Origin of the sequence: Desulfovibrio sp. JC022 (genome assembly GCF_010470665.1) — a bacterium.
GTDB lineage: Bacteria > Desulfobacterota > Desulfovibrionia > Desulfovibrionales > Desulfovibrionaceae > Maridesulfovibrio.
In genome coordinates this window covers 100,830-122,353 of the sequence record NZ_VOPZ01000012.1, presented here as the reverse complement: position 1 = coordinate 122,353, position 21,524 = coordinate 100,830, and the positions used below count along the sequence as shown (strand labels likewise).

Here is a 21,524-nt window from a genome sequence, read left to right as displayed (position 1 = left end):
AAATCTTGAAAGTAGTTTGTCACTTAGAGTTTTGGCTGCGATTATGGAGTCAGACAAAAAAAATGCGTTCCACATTGTCGCTTACTGTGAAGGAAATTCCGAACTAGCCAAAGCAAGGGCTAAACATATTCGTAATTATATCCTCAATGCATATCCGAGTATTGAGGCCGGCAGGTTGCCATTAAGTTGGTTCGGTGTTGCAGAGGAGATTCGGCGTGGCGAGCGGACATACAAGCTCAATGATTCTATCCGTTTTATAACTGTTTTGAAAAAGGAGGAGTCATAATGAAGAGTGTAATGACTAGTTCTCTATGCCTTCTTCTTTTCGTTTTTAGCGTATTGATATTTAGGGCAGGAAATTCTTATGCCGTAGATCTCAATGATGATGTTTCTTACTTTTCTACTCCAGAGGAAGTGGACGCTGCAGAGACAGAAGTAAGGGATGTTGTGGCTTCTGAAGCGGCACAATCGGCTATTGAGGTGGCTAAGATAGAAAATGAAATCAAGGCAGGAAAAAAAGAAGTCCGTAACGTACTTAAGGAAATTGTCCAGTTACAGAAGGTAGAAAAACCTGAGTTGCTTGCCGCTGCAACTGAGCGTCTTGCCGTCGTTCGCGGCAAGCTGAGTACTGTACAGAAAAATGCAGATGAGACCCTTGCGAAATTAACAGGTGTCAAGCAGGCCACAATTGCTTCAATGCGCGCTCAGAAAATGGGGGTTACTGAAATTACCCGTGAACTGGGAGCAATGCCGGAATCTATTGTCGTTTCCGCTCGTGTTGATACGATTACATTACAGCCGATAGGAATTACTCCCAAAGGTTCAGCTTCTCGCAGTTTAGGTCCTAAAAGATCTGGATCGCAAAGGGGAGTCCGTTCGCGAATAGGTGGTGGAACCGTACGTGATTTGAGAAGTGGGCTTTCTGTTACTCCTGGCATAACAGGTGGGAACGCAGATAAGGCTATCGGATTAAGTCGGGTGTCTGGGAAAGCGAAACTGGGCAGTAAGGAGTCTCGTGTTGCAAAGAATCTTTCCGCAAGAGGAGGGAGAGGGCGTACCCCGACTGCGAAAGAAAAAGCTAGGGCGCTGTCAATTTCAACAATTAAGAGTCGTCCTGATGGCAGAGCATTCAGCTCTTCACCTGCTAGTTGGCGAGGAGGACAGAGCCAAACCAAAAAATAACCATACAAGAATAAGAATCTAGAAGGCCGTAATAAATAAAATATTTCGGTCTTTTATTTTGGTTCTATTTGCCGCGCAAGGGCATTTGTCAGTATTTCCAAAACGCGTTTACTCTGGGCGGAATTTTTAATCGCAAGTACCAGAGGGATTTTGCAGATATGTTTCAAGGCAACAATGTCCTCAATGTTGTTTTGTTCAGCGTAGTATTTCATTACTGCCGGGTCAGTGATTGCAACATCGCATCTCCCGCGGGCCAGTTTTCTGACAAGTGAATTTTCGTCCGGTGCTTCGTCTACATTGTTTTTGTGTCGGCTGGCAGCTTCTTCTATCTCTTTCGGGTAGGTATAACTTCGTATTAGCCCGACAATATGGGTGGAGAATAACGAATCAAGATCGGCGGGGATTGTTCGTTCTCCTAGTGACATGATGGCAATTTCAGACCAGTCAACAGGTGGGGAAGCTATGAATCCTTCATTAACTTCTTCCGGCCATGCAGGAAAATAGCCAACGTATCCCGGCTGGGTTGCCATGGCCTTGGCTCTGGCCCAGGGGAGGAAATTTACTTCCAGTATGATCCCGTTTAGTTGCAGAGCCTGCCTGAGTTTTACAATTGATTTTCCATGGTCAGGTAATTTTTTGCCTGAGTATGGCTCCCAGTCCAATGATGTTATAGTCCATTTCTCAGCAGCCTGTGTAGGAGACACCATTGCTAAGGTAAGTATAAATGGTAGGAATATTTTAAGAAATGGCATGCTGTTGCTTCTCTCCACGGATGATCACTTTAATAGATATTCACCGTTATCTTATCATCAGAATTAGCGGGAAAGAAGCTTTTTCAATATTCTCATTAATAAAAAACGGAAGAGCACTGTATTGCACTCTTCCGTTTGAAGTAATCAAAATCGGTTCGTAAATCGCTTACTTACCGGAACATGTTTCCAAGAACAGTTTGTGCCGCTCTGCGTAAGGCGGATATTTGAAAAATGCAGAACCGGAAACAAGCACGTCCGCACCTGCTTCCACCAGCTCACGACAGTTATCCATGGTCACGCCGCCATCCAACTGGATGAGGGTGTCAGCACCCATTTCATCAATCATGGCTCGCAGGTCACGCACCTTCTGGGTGCAGAATGGGATGTACTTCTGACCGCCGAAACCGGGGTTAACAGACATGATCAGCACCATGTGCAGCTGCGGAATCAGGTATTTGATGGATTCCAGTGGAGTAGCCGGGTTGAGGGCTACTGCGGGCTTTACGCCTTTCTCTGCAATGGCGGTCACAGCGCGTTCAAGATGCACGGTGGATTCAGCGTGGATGCAGAGCAGGTCGGCTCCGGTATCGCAGAATTCATCAATGTAACGTTCGGGCTGCTCAATCATGAGATGGCAGTCGAAGAACAGGTTGCATTCCTTGCGCATGGACTTGATTACCGGAGGCCCGAAAGTGATGTTGGGCACGAATTTGCCGTCCATTACATCGAGATGCGCCCACTTGAGTCCTGCTTCTTCCAGAGCTTTCAATTCTTCAGCCAGACGGCTGAAATCACAGGAAAGCAGGGATGGGGAAATGATGGTTTCCTTGGCTGCCATTATTTTTTCTCCTTGTCTTCCTTCATGTCAAAATCAACCTTGATCTTGAACATTTTGGTGGCGGGCAGATAGAGAACGCGGATACCGGTCTTCTCTGTGATAGCGGCGAGAGTACTCTGTACGGTCTCTTTGTCCGGCCCGATGAAGGTAAACCAGATGTTGAATTTGTTTTCACGCAGGTAGTTGTGGGTAACGCCGCTGTAACGGTTAACCTCGGCTACAAATTCTTCCATTTTTTCTTCTGGCACGCTGGCTGCGCAAAGGGTGGAATGCCAGCCCAGTTCGCGGGAACCGAAGTTCGCACCAACGCGGCGGATAACACCGTCTTCACGCATGGTGTTCACTCTTGAAAGGGCTTCCTCTTCGGATACACCCACCAGTTTGCCGATTTCCTCGTAAGGACGGGAAACAATGGGGAAGTGGGATTGGATGATGCCGAGAATATCTTTATCTACTGCGTCCATATTTTATCCTTGAAAGCCTCCGGCGGCCCTGCCGGGGGCCTTAAACCCTTTTTGTAAAAGTGTTTAAGAATCCCAAAAACTTTTAGTAGGGCTACGCCGGGTTGGCGGGCAAAAGATGTATTAAGGCTCCAGCAATTAAAATCCTTAAGGATTCCAAAGGGGATTGTCCCCTTTGGACGCCGGAGGCGAAATCAAATTGTCAAAAAGCGCGAAGCGCATCAAAATTAAGCCTTTTTGGATTTTTTCTTCGGCTCGTAAGAGCAGAGCGGTTCAGGTCCGAGGTAGTTATCTTCCATGGTCTGCGCGCGCGCACGGCAGCCGCCGCAGACTTTTTCATATTCGCAGTGTCCGCACTTGCCGTCGTAGGTGTCGGGGTTGCGCAGGTTCAGGAATTGCGGTGATTTGGCCCAGATTTCCGGGAATGGAATCTCGCGCACGTTGCCGCAGTCCAGATCAAGATAGCCGCAGGGCTGCACCTGTCCGCGATGGGAAATGAAGCAGAAGCCTACGCCGCCGAGGCAACCACGGCTGACTGCATCCAGTCCGAAGTTTTCAAAGTTGACCGGAATGCCTTCTTCTTTGGCGCGCTGGCGCAGAATACGGTGATAATGCGGTGCGCAGGTGGCCTTGAGCTGCATATCGGTGGTCTTTTGAAAATCGTAGAACCAGTTAAGGACTTCTTCGTACTCATCTGCGGAAATTACTTCCGCACCAAGTTCAGACGCGCGTCCGGTGGGAACCAGCAGGAAAATGTGCCATGCGGATGCACCAAGGTCTTTGGCCAGATGAAAGATATCCTTGAACATGTGCAGGTTATTGCGAGTCACAGTAGTGTTGATCTGGAACTCGATTCCGGCATCTTTCAGATACTGGATGCCCTGCATGGACATATCAAATGCGCCTTTTTCGCCGCGGAATTCATCGTGGTATTTTGCTTCTTTCGCATCAATGGAGATTGAGCAACGCTGGATGCCCACTTCCTTGAGCTGTACGGAATTTTCTGCGGTGAGCAGGGTACCGTTGGGTGCCATTACGCAACGCAGACCTTTGTCATTGGCGTAGGAAACCAGTTCGAAGACATCATGGCGCAGCAGTGGTTCGCCGCCGGTGAAGATGATGATCGGGTCCCCGGTTTCAGGAAATGTATCGATAAGTGCTTTTGCTTCTTCAGTGGAAAGTTCACCCGGATAAGGCTCAGGGTGCGCTTCGGCTCTACAATGCTTGCAGGCTAGGTTACAGGAACGGGTGATTTCCCATGCGATCAGACGCAGCGGGGGAGATCCGTCAGCGTTCTTCTGGGGAATAGGATGTACGCCCGGATGACCTCCGGGATGTCCGCCTCCGGGATGGCCCGGTTTTCCACCTGGATGACCTCCGGGGTGTCCGCCTGTCATTTTTTTATCGCTCATATTATTTCTCGCTCAGTCGTTTGAGTACGTCTTCAGTAAAGTAAGTCAGGATCAAGTCTGCCCCGGCCCGTTTTAGGCCGATGAGGGATTCATGAACCACGGATTTTTCATCGATCCAGCCGTTAAGTGCAGCAGCCTTGATCATGGAATATTCGCCGCTGACCTGATAAGCCGCCACGGGCAGGTCAAAATTATCACGGGTCTGACGGATGATATCCATGTAAGGTCCGGCAGGTTTGACCATGAGGATGTCCGCGCCTTCGATCACGTCGGCTGCTGCTTCACGCAGGCCTTCACGGGCGTTGGCAGGGTCCATTTGGTAGGTCTTGCGGTCACCGAATTGAGGTGCGCCTTCTGCAGCTTCACGGAAAGGACCATAGTAGCCGGATGCGTATTTAACTGCATACGACATAAGCGGCAGGTCTTCGTAGCCGTTTTCATCCAGGATTTCACGGATGGCGGCAACACGTCCGTCCATCATGTCTGAAGGTGCAACCATGTCAGCGCCTGCTTTTGCGTGAGAAAGGGCAGTTTTTGCCAGCAGGTCCAGTGTTGCATCGTTAAGTATTTCTTCGTCCTTAACCAGACCGCAATGTCCGTGGGAAGTGAATTCACACAGGCATACGTCTGTGCAGACCAGCAGTGCGGGCCAGCGTTTTTTGAGCATGCGCACTGCCTGCTGGACAATGCCGTCCTCGGCGTATGCCTGAGTGCCTGCGGGGTTCTTTTCAGCGGGAATGCCGAAAAGAATCAGGCTCTTGAGGCCGTTTGTAATAGCTTCCTCAACCTTGATTTCTAGTTGTTTCAGGCTGAGCTGAAACTGACCGGGCATGGAGGAAACTTCTTTTTTGAAATTTTCATCGTCTGTTTCATAGACGAAGTAGGGCATCATAAGATCATTGGCGGAAAGGGTGGTTTCACGCACGAGGTCGCGGATGACTGGTGTTCTACGGAGTCTGCGTCCGCGGTGGAAGTCGAATACCATCTCAGGCCTTCCTTATAGTAAAATTTTATATTGATATAATACTAAATCCCGGCAGACCTAGTGGCCCGCCGGGATTTAGTAATATCTATCGTCGACAGGACGACTGTCTTGCAAATCTTGTCAAAACAGGCGGGCCTAGTCCTTCTTGATTTCCTCATCAGTGAGGTAACAAGCCGGATCTTCTGCCCAGATGTCGCCGTGGTATGCTTCTGCGCGGGCACGGAAGTTACCGCCACAGATGTTCAGGTAACGACATTCTGCACAGCGTCCGCCCACGTGGGCTTTTTTATCTTTGAGCTTGTGCAGGAGTTCGATCTTTTCGTCCATCCAGATTTCGGAGAAAGGACGTTCCAGAACGTTACCGAAGGTGTGGTTGCGCCAGAACTGGTCAGCGTGAACCTGACCGTCCCAGGAGATACAACCGATACCGCGACCGGAGTTGTTGCCTTCGTTGAACTGGAGCAGTTCAAGCACTTCTTTGGCGCGCTCGGGATCTTCTTTCAGCAGACGCTGGTAGACGTACACACCGTCAGCGTGGTTATCAACGGTGAGGATTTCTTTGGGCATGCCTGCATCGTAGAGAGCTTTGGTCTCGTCCATGATCAGGTCAAGCAGCTGGCGGCTTTCAGCATGGCTCAAATCTTCTTTGATGAGTTCGGAGCCACGGCCGGAGTATACCAGATGGTAGAAACATGCTCTGGGGACTTCGAGGTCTTTCAGAACCTGAAATACGGAAGGAACTTCAGTCCAGTTACGTTTGTTGATGGTAAAACGCAGACCGACTTTCAGACCTTCGGCTTTACAGTTTTCAACAGCCTGAAGTGCTTTCTTGTAAGAACCGGGAACGCCGCGGAATTTGTCGTGGGTTTCTTCGGTTCCGTCAATGGAAATACCTACATAGGAAAGACCCACTTCTTTCAGTTCGCGGGCTTTTTCCTTGGTGATCAGGGTACCGTTGGTGGAGATAACCGCACGCATACCTTTGCTGGTGGCGTAGCTTGCCAGCTCAACGAGGTCTTTGCGTACCAGTGGCTCTCCGCCGGAGAAAAGCATTACAGGCGCGCCGAATGCTGCGAGATCATCAATGATTGTTTTGGCCTGCGAGGTGGAAATTTCATCCTGTCCGTCAGGATCAACAGCCTGTGCGTAACAGTGAACACACTTAAGGTTGCAGCGTCTGGTCATGTTCCAGACAACAACAGGCTTTTTATCTTTGGAAAACTGCAAAAGATGTGAAGGCAGTTTGCCGGATTCACGACCGTAACGCAGGGCATCGGAAGATTCTACCGCGCCACAGTAAAGTTTAGAAATACCAATCATTTATAAAATCCTCCCTAGCTGCGTAAAGCGAGCCAGGCTATCAGTTTTGACGATGTTTTCCCATGCTGTGAAGTAATAATAATTACTGTTTGCTTGCCGTCAACCGGGAAAATCAATCGATTATGCGTAACGAGAGAGCGAGTTTTGAAGTAACATAAATGAAGGCTGGGGAAAAGGGCAAAATAAGGGCTTGTGTTGTGCGGATTAAGGTGTTGAAAAATAAAGTAAAATAATTGAGTTTTGTTCTCATTCATTGATGTCTAAAAATGAAAAACCTCCCCGGTCGGTGTGTATTTCTTAGGTGAGGAGGTGTTGCCCAATAAATATGAGTTGTTAGTCTTTATTGAATTTACGAGCGAACCGATTGAATTTAGGGACCCTACGGTTTTTTCTTGTGTCACTGGATTTCAAGTGTTTACGGTAGATATTTCGTTCCGGAGTGTCACTGCGTAATATTTTTTTAAATTCAGGATTTGGTTCCAAGTATTCAACGAGGTCTTTATGGTAGCGGATAGCATCATAGTCTGAGTTTCTTAGTTCTTGTGTGAGCTCATTGCTTCTGATTACGCACACATCTTCCTGAATTGTTTTTGTAGGTATGCTCTTGGGGATTGGGTGTATATACACCAGCGAACTGGCCGGAATAGGGCGCAGATGTCTTCTGGAGTCATCGCCAGCTGATATTATGCCATGTAGGGTCAGGGAGTTTTTGCTGACAATTTCCTCAGGAGAATTGGTGATGATGACTACTATTTCTCTGAAATCTTCGCTTTCAAGGAAGAAATAAAGCTTGCGGCTGATGATAAAAGCGACACCTTTGTACTTGGTTGCGGGGGCATCTTTTTCAATCTTCCAAGTGCAGTCGACTGAGAAGTTGTGCTTGTTAATAGTGTGGATTGACATATGTCCACGGGCAATGCGTCCGTTTCCAGAAAGGCTGTGGTGGTAAATGTAAAAGTTTCCAAGAAGGTTTTTGACCCACCCTTCAGACGGAATAAGTTTTGGATTGTGTTGAATCATGCTCGGAATATATAGTGCCTCATCCGGTGCTTTGCTTCTTTCGGATATTTTGTAGAGTTCTTTTTTTCTGTCTTCTGATAATGTGTGATTGTTGTTTATTATGCTGTTTATAAAGAGGGGGACGCCTACAGATGAGGCGAAGTCTTCTGGTTTGAGATTTGTGGCTTGAGCGAGGAATATGATACTTTCTTGTTTTGGAGATATTTCCTCTTTCCGGTACTTGTCGAGAGAGTGAATTGTTATGCCCTTTACTCCATTTCTCAAATCAGATTCGGTGTGTTTGAGTTTATGGGCGAGACCGTTGCGTGAAAATGCTTTATAGAGAATTTTTATTTTGTTCGCGAAGTCGTGTTGGGATATGTCTAACATAATTTATAAATAATTAATGTTGTAGTATTGATTCGGAGATCAAATTGATGCTCGTGTATGTAAAGTTAATGTTAATATTAATGTTCAATTTTGAAAATATTATACATTTTCGAATATCACCGTCGGTGGTCTTAGTCAATAGTTGTGGCGAGTGTTTTCGTTATTAGTAGTATATATAGAGTTTTTTGAGTTTTGTACAAATATTGTAGTGTAATAAAATCAGAGAGTTACGCTTTGCGCGAGGTGTCTTTTCGTATTGTGAAAAAAAGGGCTCGTATTTTTCGTTGACCGACGGGTCAATCTGTTTTAAATAATAATCAACGGTTCGGATTAAGGGTGCTTAGTCAGGCCGAAAGGTTGTATAACAAATGAGGATAAATATGCGTAGGCTACTAATTTTAAAACCAGGGTTTCTTATATAGAAAGACCATAGAGCTTTGCATGTTTTGTGAAGGGAGGGGATGGTCAGTGTGCACACCATTTCTCCTTTTTTTTTGTCCAAGATGCGCCACTTCAAAGGAGGTAGATATGAAAAAAGTATCAAAAAACTAAAGGGGCCGCATAATGAAGCGACCCCTCGACATACCTAGTCGTGATCTCTGAAATCGAAGTTCCAACCAAAATTGTCAGAATCACGCTGGGAGACGCGATATTTAATCATAAACGCCTCCCGTGTCAAGCATGTCCTTCAAAAAATATCCTTTCTGCGGTTTTCCTTCATAATATAGTTACCTGTCTGACAGTTCGGGTGTTGGCCCGTGTACGGATTGGTTTATCCTAGTTGTTTAGTTAATGCATTGAAATAATTAACAATTTTAGGAGAAGGTGATGTCTATAATTAATAGACTTAATCAGTTGATTGATAAGGGGCAGGGGGATTTTGTCAATTGTGTAACTATCTCTAACATTAAACGGACTTCCCGGTTAGTTGCAGTCTGTGCTAACAGACTGATCAGGATTAACATCTATTGCGACATTACTCCTGTTGCACTGGGTGAGCTTGGCGGGGACTCCTTGGAAGAATTCTTTTGGAAAGTATCCTTTATTTCTTCCAGTCATTTGCTTTCATACTGTATGAAAGTTGCACGGACTGATAGGTTCGTCTGGGTCAAGGATGTACTTCCAATGATATTCTGCACAGGCTGGAAGGTTTTATTTTAAAGCTTTCTGCCGTTTAAGCTAATCAATTCGCCCCGCACGTTTACGTGCGGGGCTTTCTTATTATGGCGCGATAGAAACCTGTACCCGTCTGTTGAGTAGTTTATTGTACTTGCTCGTATTGGGCACCAGCGGGTTGGACTCGCCGAAACCTGTTGTGCCGATGCGTTGCTGCGCGATGGGAAAGTTGTCGGTCAGGTATTTCTTGACCGCTTCCGCCCGCTCCTTGCTCAGTTTGGTGTTGTATTCCGGGCTGGCATCTGAATCGGTATGACCACCGATGATGACTCTTTTATTTTTTAGTCTTTCGCTAATCAGTGCTTTGCCCAGTTCGTTCAGCAGCGGATATGATTCCGGTTTGATCTGGGAAGAGTCCACGTCGAATTGCACAGCAAGGTTGATGGAACGAGGTTTGGCTTGTTTTTCGGGAGCCTGTGCAGGGGGTGTTTTCGGTGTAGCTTTCCTTGCTGTTACGGTCTGCTTTTGCTGTGGTGCTGTGCTTTGCTGCATGGGCTGTCCGTTTTGCGGGGGGGCCTGCATTTCTACCATATTGGGCATCAGTGCGGCGACCATGCCTTTGTTGGTTTTTTCGTAACGTGCCCACGAGGTGAGTGGCACGGCCATATCTGTGGCAATGGCTTGAATGATTTTATAGAAGGCTGAGTCCGGCATGCGGTGTTCGCGTTTCACTATGATGAAGTCGTCATCCATTTTCTTTTCAATGCGTCCGCTTTGTTCAAAGGAGCAGACCAGCTGTCCGCGTTTGGTCTCGTAGATCTTAACTTGAACAGAGACAGCGGAATCGTCCATGGTGTGTCCCAGATAGAGATAGGGCACAAAACCGACTACCAGCAGGTCGTAGCCGCGTGAACGGGCGGTGAAAAGTGCTTCGTCCAGCCCCCGGTAGGTCAGGTTGTCGTCATAGACCATGGATGGGAAAACTTGCAGGCCTGTCCAGTTTTGCCAGATGCCTTTAGCTACCCGTTGTCCCCAATCACTTCCTTTGTACATGGTCTGGGTAACATGAAAGGGATAGAAAAGAGCGGAAAGCGGTCCGTAGTGCGGCTTTTCAGGCCTTGAGTAGACCATTAGCTGCGACAGTGACACCTCGGCATCCTGATAGTAGATGGATTGGGTGGCGAGCTGCGGTTCAAAATGGGTGCAAGCTGACAAGGCCAGCAGAAGGATCAGCAAATATTTTTTCATATCAGCAACCGGGGTTGGGTTTAAAAAAGTGTCTGAAAATTGACCATAAAATAGTTGCTAAAATAACAGCAATATTTATGCCGTGTGATTTACGGTAATGAAAAAGCGGTTCTTCTTTCGAAGAACCGCTTTTGATTTTTACTGTATCAGTTTGGTCGGGGATGGTGCCTCTTGCATGGATTCAAGTATCTGCTCTTTTGACTGGATCATGCTTTCTCTCAGTTCCATTCTGCGTTGTACGGAGAGTTTCTTGAATTCCGGTTGCCGGGTCAGTTCGGTCAGTTGCTCCATTTCGCCCTTAATTTTTTCTACTCTTTGCAACAGGTCGCTTTTGGGCGAGCATACTTGCGAGCAGGCATCTGCAAGTTCGGAAATTTCCCTGGCCATTACTCTGAAGCTTTTGGGATTAATTTCCTTTGCAATGCGAACCCGTTCCTTTGCATTGGCAACTTTTCCTTTGATCCATCCAAACATAAATATCCCCGGCAAGACCTAGATTGTGGGCTGGTTGAACTGCATGTAGAAGCCCAGAATGACCAATAGTAACACAATGGGCATTACCATTGAAAGAACAACTCGCATGTAGGTCGTATTATGGATATTTTTGTAGGCGATGATGGAAATAGCCACACTTATAAGCGCACCGATCATATCACCTACAATGGGGATAATACAAAGAATGATGGGAGCGTAAGAATAGGCAGTGGCCCTGAATGTGGCCTGATAACCACGGTCTCCTGCACCGAATATCATGAGCATAATGTGGGTTATGCCGATTAGCGGGAAACTGATTCCTGCCAGCATTAGCGGGTAGAGCAGCAGGGATAGCAATGCCGGCCCGGTTCCGTCTTGCAGGGAATCAGCAATTATGGACTCGTCCATGATTTGTCCTACATCGGTCCCCATAGAAGTATCGACTCCGGTCATGGCCCAGACGAAATTGCAGATTTCCTGAAATTCAGCCAGCAGAATAAAGAAGAACAAAGGCATCAAAAATCCTTTGAGCGGCATATTCTTGAAAAAAGTTGCCGGGGAAAGGATGACCTGTTTGATGGTCAGGAAAAGGCCGGGGAAAAATCCGTACGTTTCAAGATTTTCAAAAGGAACCTCGTTCCCTTCATTGTGTGACTCGGCTGCGTAAGCGTGTTCTTCATGAAGGTCCTCTTCAGGTTTCATGGAATCAAGACGCTGCCAGATGTCGGATTTTTCTTCTTGAACCGGTTCGTCGTTAATTTGGTCCTGTTGCTGTCCGAACTGTTCGTCATAGGGAGCAGGTTGTTCGTAGTTCTGTTCATCAGGAGATTGTTCTTCCTGAGTGTGTTGTTCAGCATAGGCTGCGGGATCCTGATATTCTGCTTCATCCGGTTGCGGATGGCTGATGTCTTCAGGAGCCAATCCGGGGACCGATGGTGTATCCTGATCCAGATCTCTGAATTTGAATTTGGCCTGACATTTAGGGCAGGTGGCAAGTTGCGCACTGGCCGGAATTTTATCTACTGGGATTTCACTGCTGAAATCGCACTCGGGACAAGTAACTTTCATATTAAATCCTTGAAGCTGTTTGTCTGAATATTTTGGTCAGACCTAATAAATTTTATAATGTTAGGCAATGCCAATTGTGCATGAACATTACGCCATATTTATGTCCGGGAGTAACAGGGGACTGAGTTTCCAGTCATTCCGGGGGATAACAAATTTGTTTGCAAGATGCGGAAATTCGTTACCCAGCTGATGGCTGAAATTGCCTCCGGTGGAGCTATTGAATTTTTCAAGTTTGGATTCGATCATTTTTCTGCTTTTTAATAAATGGGTTAAATGCTGGATAGGACAATTAGTAAGAATTCCTGAAGCTCCATTTATCCCCGTAAGTTGCTCATGGATTTTGTTAACAAATTTAAGACTTGGGCTATTTCTGAAAAGTCTGAGCTGGAGGTCAGGCCAGAGACCGTAGCCGATGCGGCAGTGCTCACGGTCCGGATAAAAAGTCATCCGGGGCAGATACCAGCCGTTGCATCCTTTAAAGGATGTCATGAGCCTTGTCGTATCCCAGCTTTCCTTGCTCAATCGTTCGTCCGCATCCAGATAGATGATCCAATCGCCGGAACAATTTTCCAGCATGCGGTTGCGCTGTGCTGAAAAGTCAGCCTCAAGATGATGACACACATTAATAATTTCAGCCCGGTGAAATTTGCCCAGTTGCGGGACGGGCGTTAAATCAGCGCAATCCCAGACCAACACGATCTCGTCAATCCAGTCAGGAAAATTGGTTATGAAATCTGCGAGTTCCGGTTCATCCGGGCTTAGAATCGCGGCCGCAGATATTTTGCAAGGGGAAGCGTGTTCCGGCGGATCAATCTGCTTAGTTCCAGAAAACAGCTTTTGCAGGTTTTGATGTTTGTTTTTGCTTTGACCATCCAATTCCGGATTGAGGATCAGGTGTGAATCAGTCGTCTCGTATCCGTTCTGGCTAAGCAGCAGAAGCAAAGCCCAGATGGAAGAGTCGGTTAGCAGGGTGTAGTTTTCATTCTTATTAATTTCACCAAAGCCACCCTTATTCAGCATCCTGATGTGTTCAGGGTAGAGATCACAGATTATGAGTTCTTGTTCGGAAGATTTTTTTTCAGCTAGAACTTTTCCAAGCGTTCCACTTCCGGCGCCGAAAAGAATGATGGTTTTGGCATTGCGGCGTTTTGCATAACGTAAATGTTTTTCAGCTGCTTCTTCAGGCGTGGAGGAATTTGCTTTCAATTCTTCTAATTCCTGACCGGAAAGTTGATAGGTCAGAATTTGTTCAGAATATATATCAAAGGTGTGCGTCATGGTTTAGATGATTTTTTTCATTTTAAGCAGGTCTAAGTAAATTTTGCCCAATTTGGTGGCAATGTCCTGTGCCCTGAAAAGTTTAGCAGCTTTACTCCGTCCGTTTTCACCCATTTGCCGTGCTTTTTGGGGGTTATTGATCAGGAAATGGATCGCCTGTGCAAATTCCTGTGCATTGCGGGCTATGAATCCGGTTTTGCCATGATCCACAAGTTCCAATTGGGCATTGTCCCGCAGGTCCTTGCTGGGATGGGTTATGACCGGGAGGCAGGCGGCCATGGCTTCGGCAATGACCAACCCGAATGATTCCCCGGTATCATTCGCATGCACCAGAAAGTTGATGGAATTAAGAAATTCGGCAATTTCCTTATCAGTCAGCACGGGCGGGAGGAAGTGGACGAATTTGCCTAGATTGTTTTCAGCAACAAAATGTTCAGCTTCCGGGATTCCACCGATTATTCTGTATTGGAATGGGAGCAACTCGCCGTCATCTACCTTTTCTTGAAGAATGGGCAGGAAATCAAGAGCAAGGTTGGACCATTTTCCTTTATCCGCACGGGAAATTCTTCCAAAACAGTTAGGGGGAAACGTCCTGCTTAGCGGGCAATTGTCGCGAAAGAAGTCAGTATCCACCGGATTGTAAAGTACGGAATATTTTGGCTCAACAGTGGGGATGGAGTTAACTTTTTCATATCTTTCGGCACAAAAACGGGAGACAAACAAATGACGGTCAATCTGCCTCCCCTCGGGACTGGGGTCATGATGTCCGAACACATTTGTTTCTACTACAACTGGTGTTTTTGCCAGCTTGTAGGGGCGTAATGTTCCCGGTTCAGCCCACCCTGCACGGTGAATATGAACTATGTGGGGCTGGAAATTATCAAGCACTGAAAACAGGTCTGTTCCGATAAAAGTATTGATTCCTTGTTCGCGTATAAGTTTTCCCCGTGGACCGTTGGAATGGGAGTAGACCGCTGTTTGAAATTTGTTCCTGTCCAGATTTACGGCAAATGATTGCATTACTTTTTCAGTGCCGCCCAGCCCCAGTGACGGGGAGACCTGAAGTACCCTGATTCTGTTAGTTTCCATGATTAAAATAGATGACAGATACACGGTGCTAAGTAAAGGGGGAGGTCGTTTTCTGCATTGTTTTAATTAAATAAAAAGCCCCTGCCGAAGCAGGGGCCTGTAAAGTCAAATCATCTGGAGCAAATTAAAGTTGTCGCGTTATACTCCGCCTCCATATGCGTTTGCGGCTTTTTTGAGTCGCATAGAGTTAGGGGCGGGCATATTCTGGGTTTTGGGCATGCCATACCCTGCATCGTTCACAAAGCTGCGGTTTACATTGGTTGTGCCGCTGCTTGCGGTGGCTGCTGTCTGCATAGGTACGGCTGCCTGTGCTTCTTCAGTGGGAATGATTTCCCGGTATGCGGAAGCAATACCGTCGATAATCTTGATAACTTCATCAAGCTTTTCATTATCCATCTTCAGGTTTGCTTGCAGCAGTCTGGTATTACAATAAATGTAAAGCTTGCTGAGGTTTTCTGCCAGTTCACCGCCTCTCTCTTTGTTCAGGCTGGCGGTAAGCTCGGAGATAACTTCAATGGCCTTGGAAATAAGAATCCCCTTGGCAGCGTAATCCTTTTCGTTGATCTTTACCTTGGCCTGCTTCATGAATTTGATTGCAGCATCATAAAGCATAAGGAGAAGTTCTCCCTTGGATGTGGTATGGACCTGAGTTGAAAGGTATGCTTGAGCGGCTTTGTGCATATATTTGCTCCTCCTGACTTACTAATCGGCAGGCTTTTCTGAAAACATTAGGCCTTTTAAAATTTTTTTCAATTCAGGTTAAGCTTTCATTAACTGGGTTACGCTGGCAGTAAGCTGGGCCGACTTACCCTGATAGTTACCGAGCAGGGCATCCAGTCTAGAATACTTTTGGGTAAGCATACGTTTTTTCAGTGCAATACGATCCTCTTCTGAAGCTATCTTTTTATCGATATTCTTCATGATCGAATCGTAGTTGTCTTGAAGAATTTTAAGAGGACCGTCGTCCCCGGTCATATCATCAAGAGCTTCAACCATCTCCCCGGTCTTACCGAGTTTCAGAAAGATATTGATAGCATCGGAAGCGTCGCTGTTTGAGTTGCCGTAAACTCCGTCAGTGTGGTTTTCCACCCGGATTGCCATACCTGCGGCATCCGTTCCCCCTGCACCGGTAATCTGCCAGTTTGCGGCATCAACTGCGGCTGTTTGCCCGTTAATGGTGGCTGATACGAGTTGACCTCCGGAAATTTCATACTGAACGTTGTAATCACCGGCTTTAGTGGTTCCGTTGATATGCGAGAGGTATTGGACATCAGGTGAATCGCTTGATCCTTCGTAGTTGGCGGAAAAAAGCATGGCTACTGCCATGGGATCGGCGTCCAGAGCCTTATTGAGCTCGTCGGTGTCCAGTTCCAGTAAACCCATGTTGGCACCGCCGCTATCTGCGTTGGTCAGGATTCCAAGCTGGGAAAGTGCGGAATAGCGGTCACCTGTGTAATCTCCGTTGGGCAGCTGTTCATACCAGCTGAAGCCTACTCCCTTGCTGGCTATGATATCTTTCATGCGCTGGCCGACAAGGAGTTCAACACCATAGTTACCAGTGAGAATAGAACCCTTGGCTGAGTCTGATGAAGTCGTGACGGAGGTCAGGTCCTTGATCATTTGTCGGATTTCGTTATTCTGGTCGACAAATTTCTGGACATTTTCCTTCATACCCTCTTTGTCGGTAACAACACCGATAGCTGTGGTTTGCCCAGCTGCGTTGGTGTTTTTCAGATTAAGGGTTATCCCGTCGATAACGTCACCGATGGTGTTCGTGTCACGTTCAATCCAGTCTCCTGGGGCGGGAGGATAGCCATCCACCTTGATTTGCGAGTTCAGGGCATCCTGAGTTTCGTCAAAATCATTTCTGTTGAAGACCATACCCACGGTGTTGTCGATGGTCACCTGATTGTCTGCCCCGAGATCAAGTCCATAGATTTGTAGATGATAGTTGGTACCATCATTAATGGTGGTCGCTCTGATTTTGCTTCTGGAATCAACATGCGAATTGATCAGGTTGACAAAGCCCTGAAGCGATGTGCCAGCACTGATGTTGCTCAGAGTTACGGTTTCTGAACCGTAGGTAAAAGTGAATTCTCCGGTTGAGCTGAAAATGGATTCTGTAAGGCTTGAAACACCAGAGTCTGTTACATGGATATCGTTAGTGGCAAGCTGTCCTATTTCAATTGCATGAGAAGATACCAATGCTTCTGCTGAAGCTGTGGCGGTGAGGGTCCCGGAATCAGAAGTCGTTACAGTCTTACTCATGAACTCATCAAGAGTGTCCATGGACTTGAGTGAAGTCTGCAAGCCGAGGAGGGCGGTGTTCAGTTCCTGAAATTTTTCAACCTTATCACTCCACGAGCTTTTCCAGGTTTCGAGTCTATTAATATGGACCCGTTCAAGCTTGATCAGCCCGTCAATGAGTGACTGGAAGTCGGTTCCGGACCCGAGTCCGGTAAAGTTGATATTTCCTGAGGTGTAATCAGACATAATTTTCTCCGGGAACATTTTTCCCTGGTTCTATTCTCACCTCATCCGCTGCAATCAGGATGCCAAACGTTAATTATGAATAAAGAAATGTTAATGGTTGTGATTTTTTTTCAGCCTTGGTTAAGCTGAAAGCCGGACCCGGCTGATCCGGACCCGGCTTTCCTCTTTAATCTGACTAGGTCAGAATGCTCTATGCTGCGCCGGTTTATTAACCGATGAGCTGCATTGCCATTCTGGGCATGCTGTTCGCCTGCGAGAGCATAGCCACAGCGGACTGGGTCAGGATCTGGTTGCGGGTGAACTCAGTCATTTCAGTTGCAACGTCAACGTCGGAGATGCGGGATTCCGCAGCCTGTACGTTTTCTGCCTGGATGGACAGGTTGGTAATGGTGTTTTCCAATCTGTTCTGCAAAGCACCGAGGTTAGCGCGGATCTTATCCTTGGAAATAATCGCATTATTCAGCGTATCCAGGGAAGCCTGCGCCTGTTGCTGGGTTGAAATGGAGTTGTTGGCAGCAAGACCTACACCAAGTGCTGATGCTGTGGAGGTGCCAATGGATACATAATAGTAGTCTTCGGCTGAGTCGTTTGCGGTGCCAAAGTGAACCTTGACCTTACCAGTAGACCTTAAGCCAGCTCCGCTGTGAGCTCCGGAGACGTTACCATTAAGCAGGTGAATGCCGTTAAAGTCAGTTGCATTCGCAATACGGGTGATTTCTGAAGCCATAGCCTGATATTCGGAGTCGATGATCAGACGCTGGTCAGAGTTGTAGGTACCGGTTGCGGCCTGAGTTGCAAGCTCCTTCATACGGATGAGCTTTTCATCAATAACACCGAGAGCGCCGTCAGCGGTCTGGATCATTGAAATTGCATCGTTGGCGTTACGGATACCCTGGTTGAGTGACTTAATGTCAGCGCGCATGAGTTCGCGAATTGCGAGGCCTGCAGCATCGTCAGCCGCGGTTCCAACACGAAGTCCTGAAGACAGGCGACGAGTTGATACACCGAGGTTACCATAGGATTCTGCCAAGTTACGCGAGGCATTCATAGCCATCAAGTTGTGGTTAATTACTAAAGACATGTTTTCCTCCTTGAAAAGTGATCTTTGGCTTCCTTGCCAAAAACATTGCCTTGGAACTAAAGGTTCACAAAGCTCTACTGGTCCTTCGTGCCTACTTGATCGTCTGAAACTTAGATTACTTTAGGGTCCAGATGATTTTTTTGTTTTTACAATAAAAAAAGGGACCTCCGTTTATGGAGATCCCTTCTTGGAATATTAATTTTTATAAAAAAGAGTTAACGGGGTGTAATGTCCTTCAGTTGTTCCCGCGCTGCTTCAAGGGATATACCCCGTTTACGGGTTATGGCTTCAAGGTTTTCTTCAGCATCCGATCCGCGCAGGTACATGGGCATGGGCATTTCATCAGAATATTCAGCCTGTTGGGCTGCATCAAGCATGTCCTTGTCCGCAGGAATATTAAATCTTTCAGGCATGGCTGTGTACTGTGGATGCTGGGCCATAAATTCGTCAAAGAAAGCTTTGTTCTTCAGCAATCCGCTTCCGGATAGTGCAGCTTTTTCCTGCCTGTAAGATAAAATTACCTCCGCAGCCTCCTGAATGGTAACCGGCAGGGGAGGGGTGAAGGAAGTTAGTTTTCCGTTTTCGCTGATGGGTTCAAATCCCTGAAGGTAGACCTGCATTCTTCTGGAATGAGTAACAGCCCAGACAGGCAATCCGCTGACTATAGCCGCTCCCTTGGCGAGAATTGGCAGATATTCCATGGCGCATACCGGGCAGCCGCTTCCCGCAGAAAGTCCGGCAGCAGCGGCAAAAGTCAGGCGCAGCCCGGTAAAACTTCCCGGTCCGGCCGTAATGGCAATGCGTGAAATCTCTCCGGCATTGTAGCCGAAAAGTTTCAGGGAATCCCGGATGGAAGGAATCAGGAAGTTGACCGAACGGCCCGGTACAACCAGTCTCTTGGCTTCCAGTAATGAGTAAGATTCTTCATCCTCACTACGGCGAGCCAGAACTATCTGCAAAGTTTCCTCTGCCCCGTTGATGGCCAGCAGAAGATCTTCATTTTTATCTATGGATACACTCATTTGCTGCTTAATGTTCTTACTATGTCGTTGAAAATTGCAAAGGCCATCAGGCAGAGCAGCAACAAGAGTCCAACGCGGGTTGCTGCGCCCTGAAGCTTTTCGTTAAGCGGTTTACGCAGAATGGTTTCAAGGCTGAAAAACAGCAGGTGTCCGCCGTCCAGCACCGGGATGGGCAGCAGGTTGAGGAGTCCGAGGTTGATGCTGATAAATGCCGTGAACTGAAGCAGTTCCAGTAATCCTCGTTCGGATTGCTGCTTAATGGCCTGCGCAATCATGATCGGACCGCCGATGGAATCCATGGGCACAACCCGTTCGACCATCTTGACGATGCTGGTGCAGATCAGTTTGGTTACGTTCCAGGTTTGTTCAGCCGCTGCTACAGCTCCATCCATCCCGTCCATTTCAACTGTTTTGGAATCGCCTGAAGCCACAATGCCGACCACAGGCCTGCGGATGGTTTCACCGAAGATGTTTTTAAGTTCCTGAATCTGCGGTTTGACGGAAATGTCTTTGACGTCGCCGTCTCGGTCAATGACGAAATCAAGGGTGTCGGACTGGCTGGTCTGTATGGTTTCCGCGAGGTCGGACCAGAAAACTATTTTGTGTCCTTCAATGGAAAGAACATTGTCTCCCACTTCAATGCCGGCTTGCATGGCCGGACTGTCCGGTTGCAGTTGGCCCACTATAGGAGCCAGCCCCATCTGACCGTTACTGAGGATAATTCCCCAGAAAATAAGCCATGCAAGGACAAAGTTGAATATGGGACCTGCTGCAACTACGATCATGCGGTGCCAGGGAGGACGGTTCATGAAAAGTTCTTTTTCGTTGAATCCGTTGTCCTCGTTCATATCCCGCTCTTCCCCGGCAAGACTTACATAGCCGCCAAGGGGAATCAGGGAGAGACGGTAGTTGGTGGCTCCCCATGTGAATCCGGCAAGTCTGGGGCCGAAGCCCAGAGAAAAGGTCTTCACGCCGATGCCAAGCATACGGGCAGCCAGGAAATGTCCAAGCTCGTGGAAGAAAATCAGCCCGCCGAGGACCAGAATAAAATCAACTATCCAAGACATAATTTTTCCTTAGACGATGGAGTCCATCACATCCCGTCTGGTTTTGATGTCCAGTTCCAGAACCGCTTCGGCTTCATTTACATCACATCCGGCATGGGCTTCGAGTGCCCTGCCGATTATGGCCGGAATGTCCAGAAAACGGATTTTTTCTTTCAGGAAAAGGTCCACAGCGACTTCATTGGCTGCGTTGAGCACGATGGGGTGACTCTGTCCGGCTGAAAAAGAATCCGCCGCATGTTTCAGGCAGGGGAAGACTTCAAGGTCCGGTTTTTCAAAGGTCAGGGTGCCTACTTCCGCAAGATTGAGCGGTTTGAGTTTCAGGGGCACACGCTGGGGAAAGCACATGCAGAATGCAATGGGAATCTGCATGTCCGGTACACCTAGGTGTCCAAGTTGTGAACCGTCCACATATTCCACCAGAGAGTGGATGATGGACTGGGGATGAACCACCACGTCTATCTGTTCCGGTGGCAGGCCGTAGAGATGGCAGGCTTCAATAAATTCCAACCCCTTGTTCATGAGGGTCGCGGAATCAATGCTGATTTTCGCGCCCATATCCCAGTTGGGGTGGGCCAGAGCCTGCTCGCGGGTTACTGTTTCGAGAAATTCTTTTGTCTTGCCCCGGAAAGGTCCTCCGGAAGCAGTCAGGATCAACCTGCTGACTTCATCTCCGCCGTGTCCGGCAAGTCCTTGAAAAAGAGCGTTGTGCTCGGAGTCCACCGGAAGGATGGTTGCGCCTGTGCGATGGCATTCTTCACGGATGATGTGACCGCCGAGAACAAGGGATTCCTTGTTGGCAAGGGCAATCATTTTGCCTTTTTGGGCGGCAGCAAGAGTCGGTTCAAAACCGGCTGCTCCTACGATGGAGGAGAGTACCAGTGAAACTTCATCAAGTTCGGCAAGGGTGACGTAGGCAGAGGGGCCGGTCAGGATTTCCGGTTTGTAGTCAGCCGGAAGAAGGCTCTTGAGTTCCTTTGCTGCTTCGTCATTAAGAACCGCCAGATATTGAGGGCGGTGCTTGATAGCCTGTTCTGCTAGCAGTGTGGCGTTTCTGGCTCCTGCAAGCGCGGTAATTTTGAAAAGGTCCGGATGCTGTTCAATTACTTTGAGGGTACTTGTTCCGATGGAGCCGGTGCTGCCCAGAATGGAAATTGATCTGGGGAAATCCGGTAATGTTGCTTTTGCCGGCCATGGAGAAATATATGTTTGCAAGTCTGTTGTCCGTCTTGTTTATGGGCCTTATTCTCAG

At 47.5% G+C, this 21,524-nt stretch carries 21 protein-coding genes; 3 read left to right on the top strand and 18 right to left on the bottom strand.

Annotation, left to right across the window (positions count from 1 at the left end; all coding sequences use genetic code 11):
• Positions 1-43 precede the first annotated feature (43 nt).
• Complete coding sequence (locus FMS18_RS20755) at positions 44-286, top strand: hypothetical protein (RefSeq protein ID WP_239061098.1); 243 nt, start codon at positions 44-46, stop codon at positions 284-286.
• Positions 286-1,182 (top strand): hypothetical protein, encoded by an 897-nt coding sequence (locus FMS18_RS18165; protein WP_163296090.1) that lies wholly within the window; start codon positions 286-288, stop codon positions 1,180-1,182. Before FMS18_RS20755 ends, FMS18_RS18165 begins: the two co-directional genes overlap by 1 nt.
• 53 nt (positions 1,183-1,235) lie before the next feature.
• Here the strand turns inward: FMS18_RS18165 and FMS18_RS18160 are convergent, their stop codons facing one another.
• The 7 genes from FMS18_RS18160 to FMS18_RS18130 form a co-directional block, all read right to left on the bottom strand.
• Positions 1,236-1,934: a transporter substrate-binding domain-containing protein gene (locus FMS18_RS18160; protein WP_163296089.1), complete on the bottom strand. Its 699-nt coding sequence runs from the start codon at positions 1,932-1,934 to the stop codon at positions 1,236-1,238.
• A 166-nt stretch (positions 1,935-2,100) separates the two neighbouring features.
• A complete protein-coding gene (gene rpe / locus FMS18_RS18155) occupies positions 2,101-2,772 on the bottom strand; it encodes a ribulose-phosphate 3-epimerase (protein ID WP_163296088.1) in 672 nt (223 codons plus the stop codon).
• On the bottom strand, positions 2,772-3,236 hold the full coding sequence (locus FMS18_RS18150) for an AsnC family transcriptional regulator (RefSeq protein ID WP_163296087.1): 465 nt from the start codon (positions 3,234-3,236) through the stop codon (positions 2,772-2,774). Before FMS18_RS18150 ends, rpe begins: the two co-directional genes overlap by 1 nt.
• Positions 3,237-3,460: 224 nt before the next feature.
• Positions 3,461-4,645 carry a heme b synthase gene (ahbD, locus tag FMS18_RS18145; RefSeq protein WP_163296086.1) on the bottom strand — a complete coding sequence of 395 codons (1,185 nt, stop codon included), beginning with the start codon at positions 4,643-4,645 and terminating at the stop codon, positions 3,461-3,463.
• A 1-nt stretch (position 4,646) separates the two neighbouring features.
• Positions 4,647-5,630 carry a porphobilinogen synthase gene (gene hemB / locus FMS18_RS18140; protein ID WP_163296085.1) on the bottom strand — a complete coding sequence of 328 codons (984 nt, stop codon included), beginning with the start codon at positions 5,628-5,630 and terminating at the stop codon, positions 4,647-4,649.
• 135 nt (positions 5,631-5,765) lie between these two features.
• The gene (gene ahbC, locus FMS18_RS18135; protein WP_163296084.1) at positions 5,766-6,950 is read right to left on the bottom strand and encodes a 12,18-didecarboxysiroheme deacetylase; all 1,185 of its coding nucleotides are present in this window, start codon (positions 6,948-6,950) and stop codon (positions 5,766-5,768) included.
• A gap of 333 nt (positions 6,951-7,283) precedes the next feature.
• Positions 7,284-8,234, bottom strand: a complete 951-nt coding sequence (locus tag FMS18_RS18130; protein WP_163296083.1) for a hypothetical protein — start codon at positions 8,232-8,234, stop codon at positions 7,284-7,286.
• Between the two features lie 933 nt (positions 8,235-9,167).
• Here FMS18_RS18130 and FMS18_RS18125 point away from each other — a divergent pair.
• Positions 9,168-9,500 carry a hypothetical protein gene (locus FMS18_RS18125; protein WP_163296082.1) on the top strand — a complete coding sequence of 111 codons (333 nt, stop codon included), beginning with the start codon at positions 9,168-9,170 and terminating at the stop codon, positions 9,498-9,500.
• Between the two features lie 60 nt (positions 9,501-9,560).
• Here the strand turns inward: FMS18_RS18125 and FMS18_RS18120 are convergent, their stop codons facing one another.
• The 11 genes from FMS18_RS18120 to FMS18_RS18070 form a co-directional block, all read right to left on the bottom strand.
• Entirely contained in the window at positions 9,561-10,703 is a 1,143-nt protein-coding gene (locus FMS18_RS18120) for an OmpA family protein (RefSeq protein WP_163296081.1), read from the bottom strand.
• Positions 10,704-10,841: 138 nt separating this feature from the next.
• Entirely contained in the window at positions 10,842-11,177 is a 336-nt protein-coding gene (locus tag FMS18_RS18115) for a hypothetical protein (protein WP_163296080.1), read from the bottom strand.
• An 18-nt stretch (positions 11,178-11,195) separates the two neighbouring features.
• Positions 11,196-12,245, bottom strand: coding sequence for a zinc-ribbon domain-containing protein (locus FMS18_RS18110; protein ID WP_163296079.1), 1,050 nt, complete (start codon positions 12,243-12,245; stop codon positions 11,196-11,198).
• An 87-nt stretch (positions 12,246-12,332) separates the two neighbouring features.
• The gene (locus FMS18_RS18105; protein WP_239061097.1) at positions 12,333-13,451 is read right to left on the bottom strand and encodes a glycosyltransferase; all 1,119 of its coding nucleotides are present in this window, start codon (positions 13,449-13,451) and stop codon (positions 12,333-12,335) included.
• A 75-nt stretch (positions 13,452-13,526) separates the two neighbouring features.
• Positions 13,527-14,612, bottom strand: coding sequence for a glycosyltransferase family 4 protein (locus tag FMS18_RS18100; RefSeq protein WP_163296077.1), 1,086 nt, complete (start codon positions 14,610-14,612; stop codon positions 13,527-13,529).
• Between the two features lie 138 nt (positions 14,613-14,750).
• Positions 14,751-15,293 carry a flagellar export chaperone FliS gene (gene fliS, locus FMS18_RS18095; protein ID WP_163296076.1) on the bottom strand — a complete coding sequence of 181 codons (543 nt, stop codon included), beginning with the start codon at positions 15,291-15,293 and terminating at the stop codon, positions 14,751-14,753.
• Between the two features lie 78 nt (positions 15,294-15,371).
• Entirely contained in the window at positions 15,372-17,105 is a 1,734-nt protein-coding gene (gene fliD / locus FMS18_RS18090) for a flagellar filament capping protein FliD (protein WP_163296075.1), read from the bottom strand.
• Positions 17,106-17,313: 208 nt separating this feature from the next.
• Positions 17,314-18,186 carry a flagellin gene (locus tag FMS18_RS18085; RefSeq protein ID WP_163296074.1) on the bottom strand — a complete coding sequence of 291 codons (873 nt, stop codon included), beginning with the start codon at positions 18,184-18,186 and terminating at the stop codon, positions 17,314-17,316.
• A 215-nt stretch (positions 18,187-18,401) separates the two neighbouring features.
• Positions 18,402-19,208, bottom strand: coding sequence for a tRNA (adenosine(37)-N6)-threonylcarbamoyltransferase complex dimerization subunit type 1 TsaB (gene tsaB / locus FMS18_RS18080; RefSeq protein ID WP_163296073.1), 807 nt, complete (start codon positions 19,206-19,208; stop codon positions 18,402-18,404).
• Complete coding sequence (rseP, locus tag FMS18_RS18075) at positions 19,205-20,275, bottom strand: RIP metalloprotease RseP (RefSeq protein WP_163296072.1); 1,071 nt, start codon at positions 20,273-20,275, stop codon at positions 19,205-19,207. Before rseP ends, tsaB begins: the two co-directional genes overlap by 4 nt.
• A gap of 9 nt (positions 20,276-20,284) precedes the next feature.
• Complete coding sequence (locus tag FMS18_RS18070; RefSeq protein WP_163296071.1) at positions 20,285-21,487, bottom strand: 1-deoxy-D-xylulose-5-phosphate reductoisomerase; 1,203 nt, start codon at positions 21,485-21,487, stop codon at positions 20,285-20,287.
• Positions 21,488-21,524: the final 37 nt, after the last annotated feature.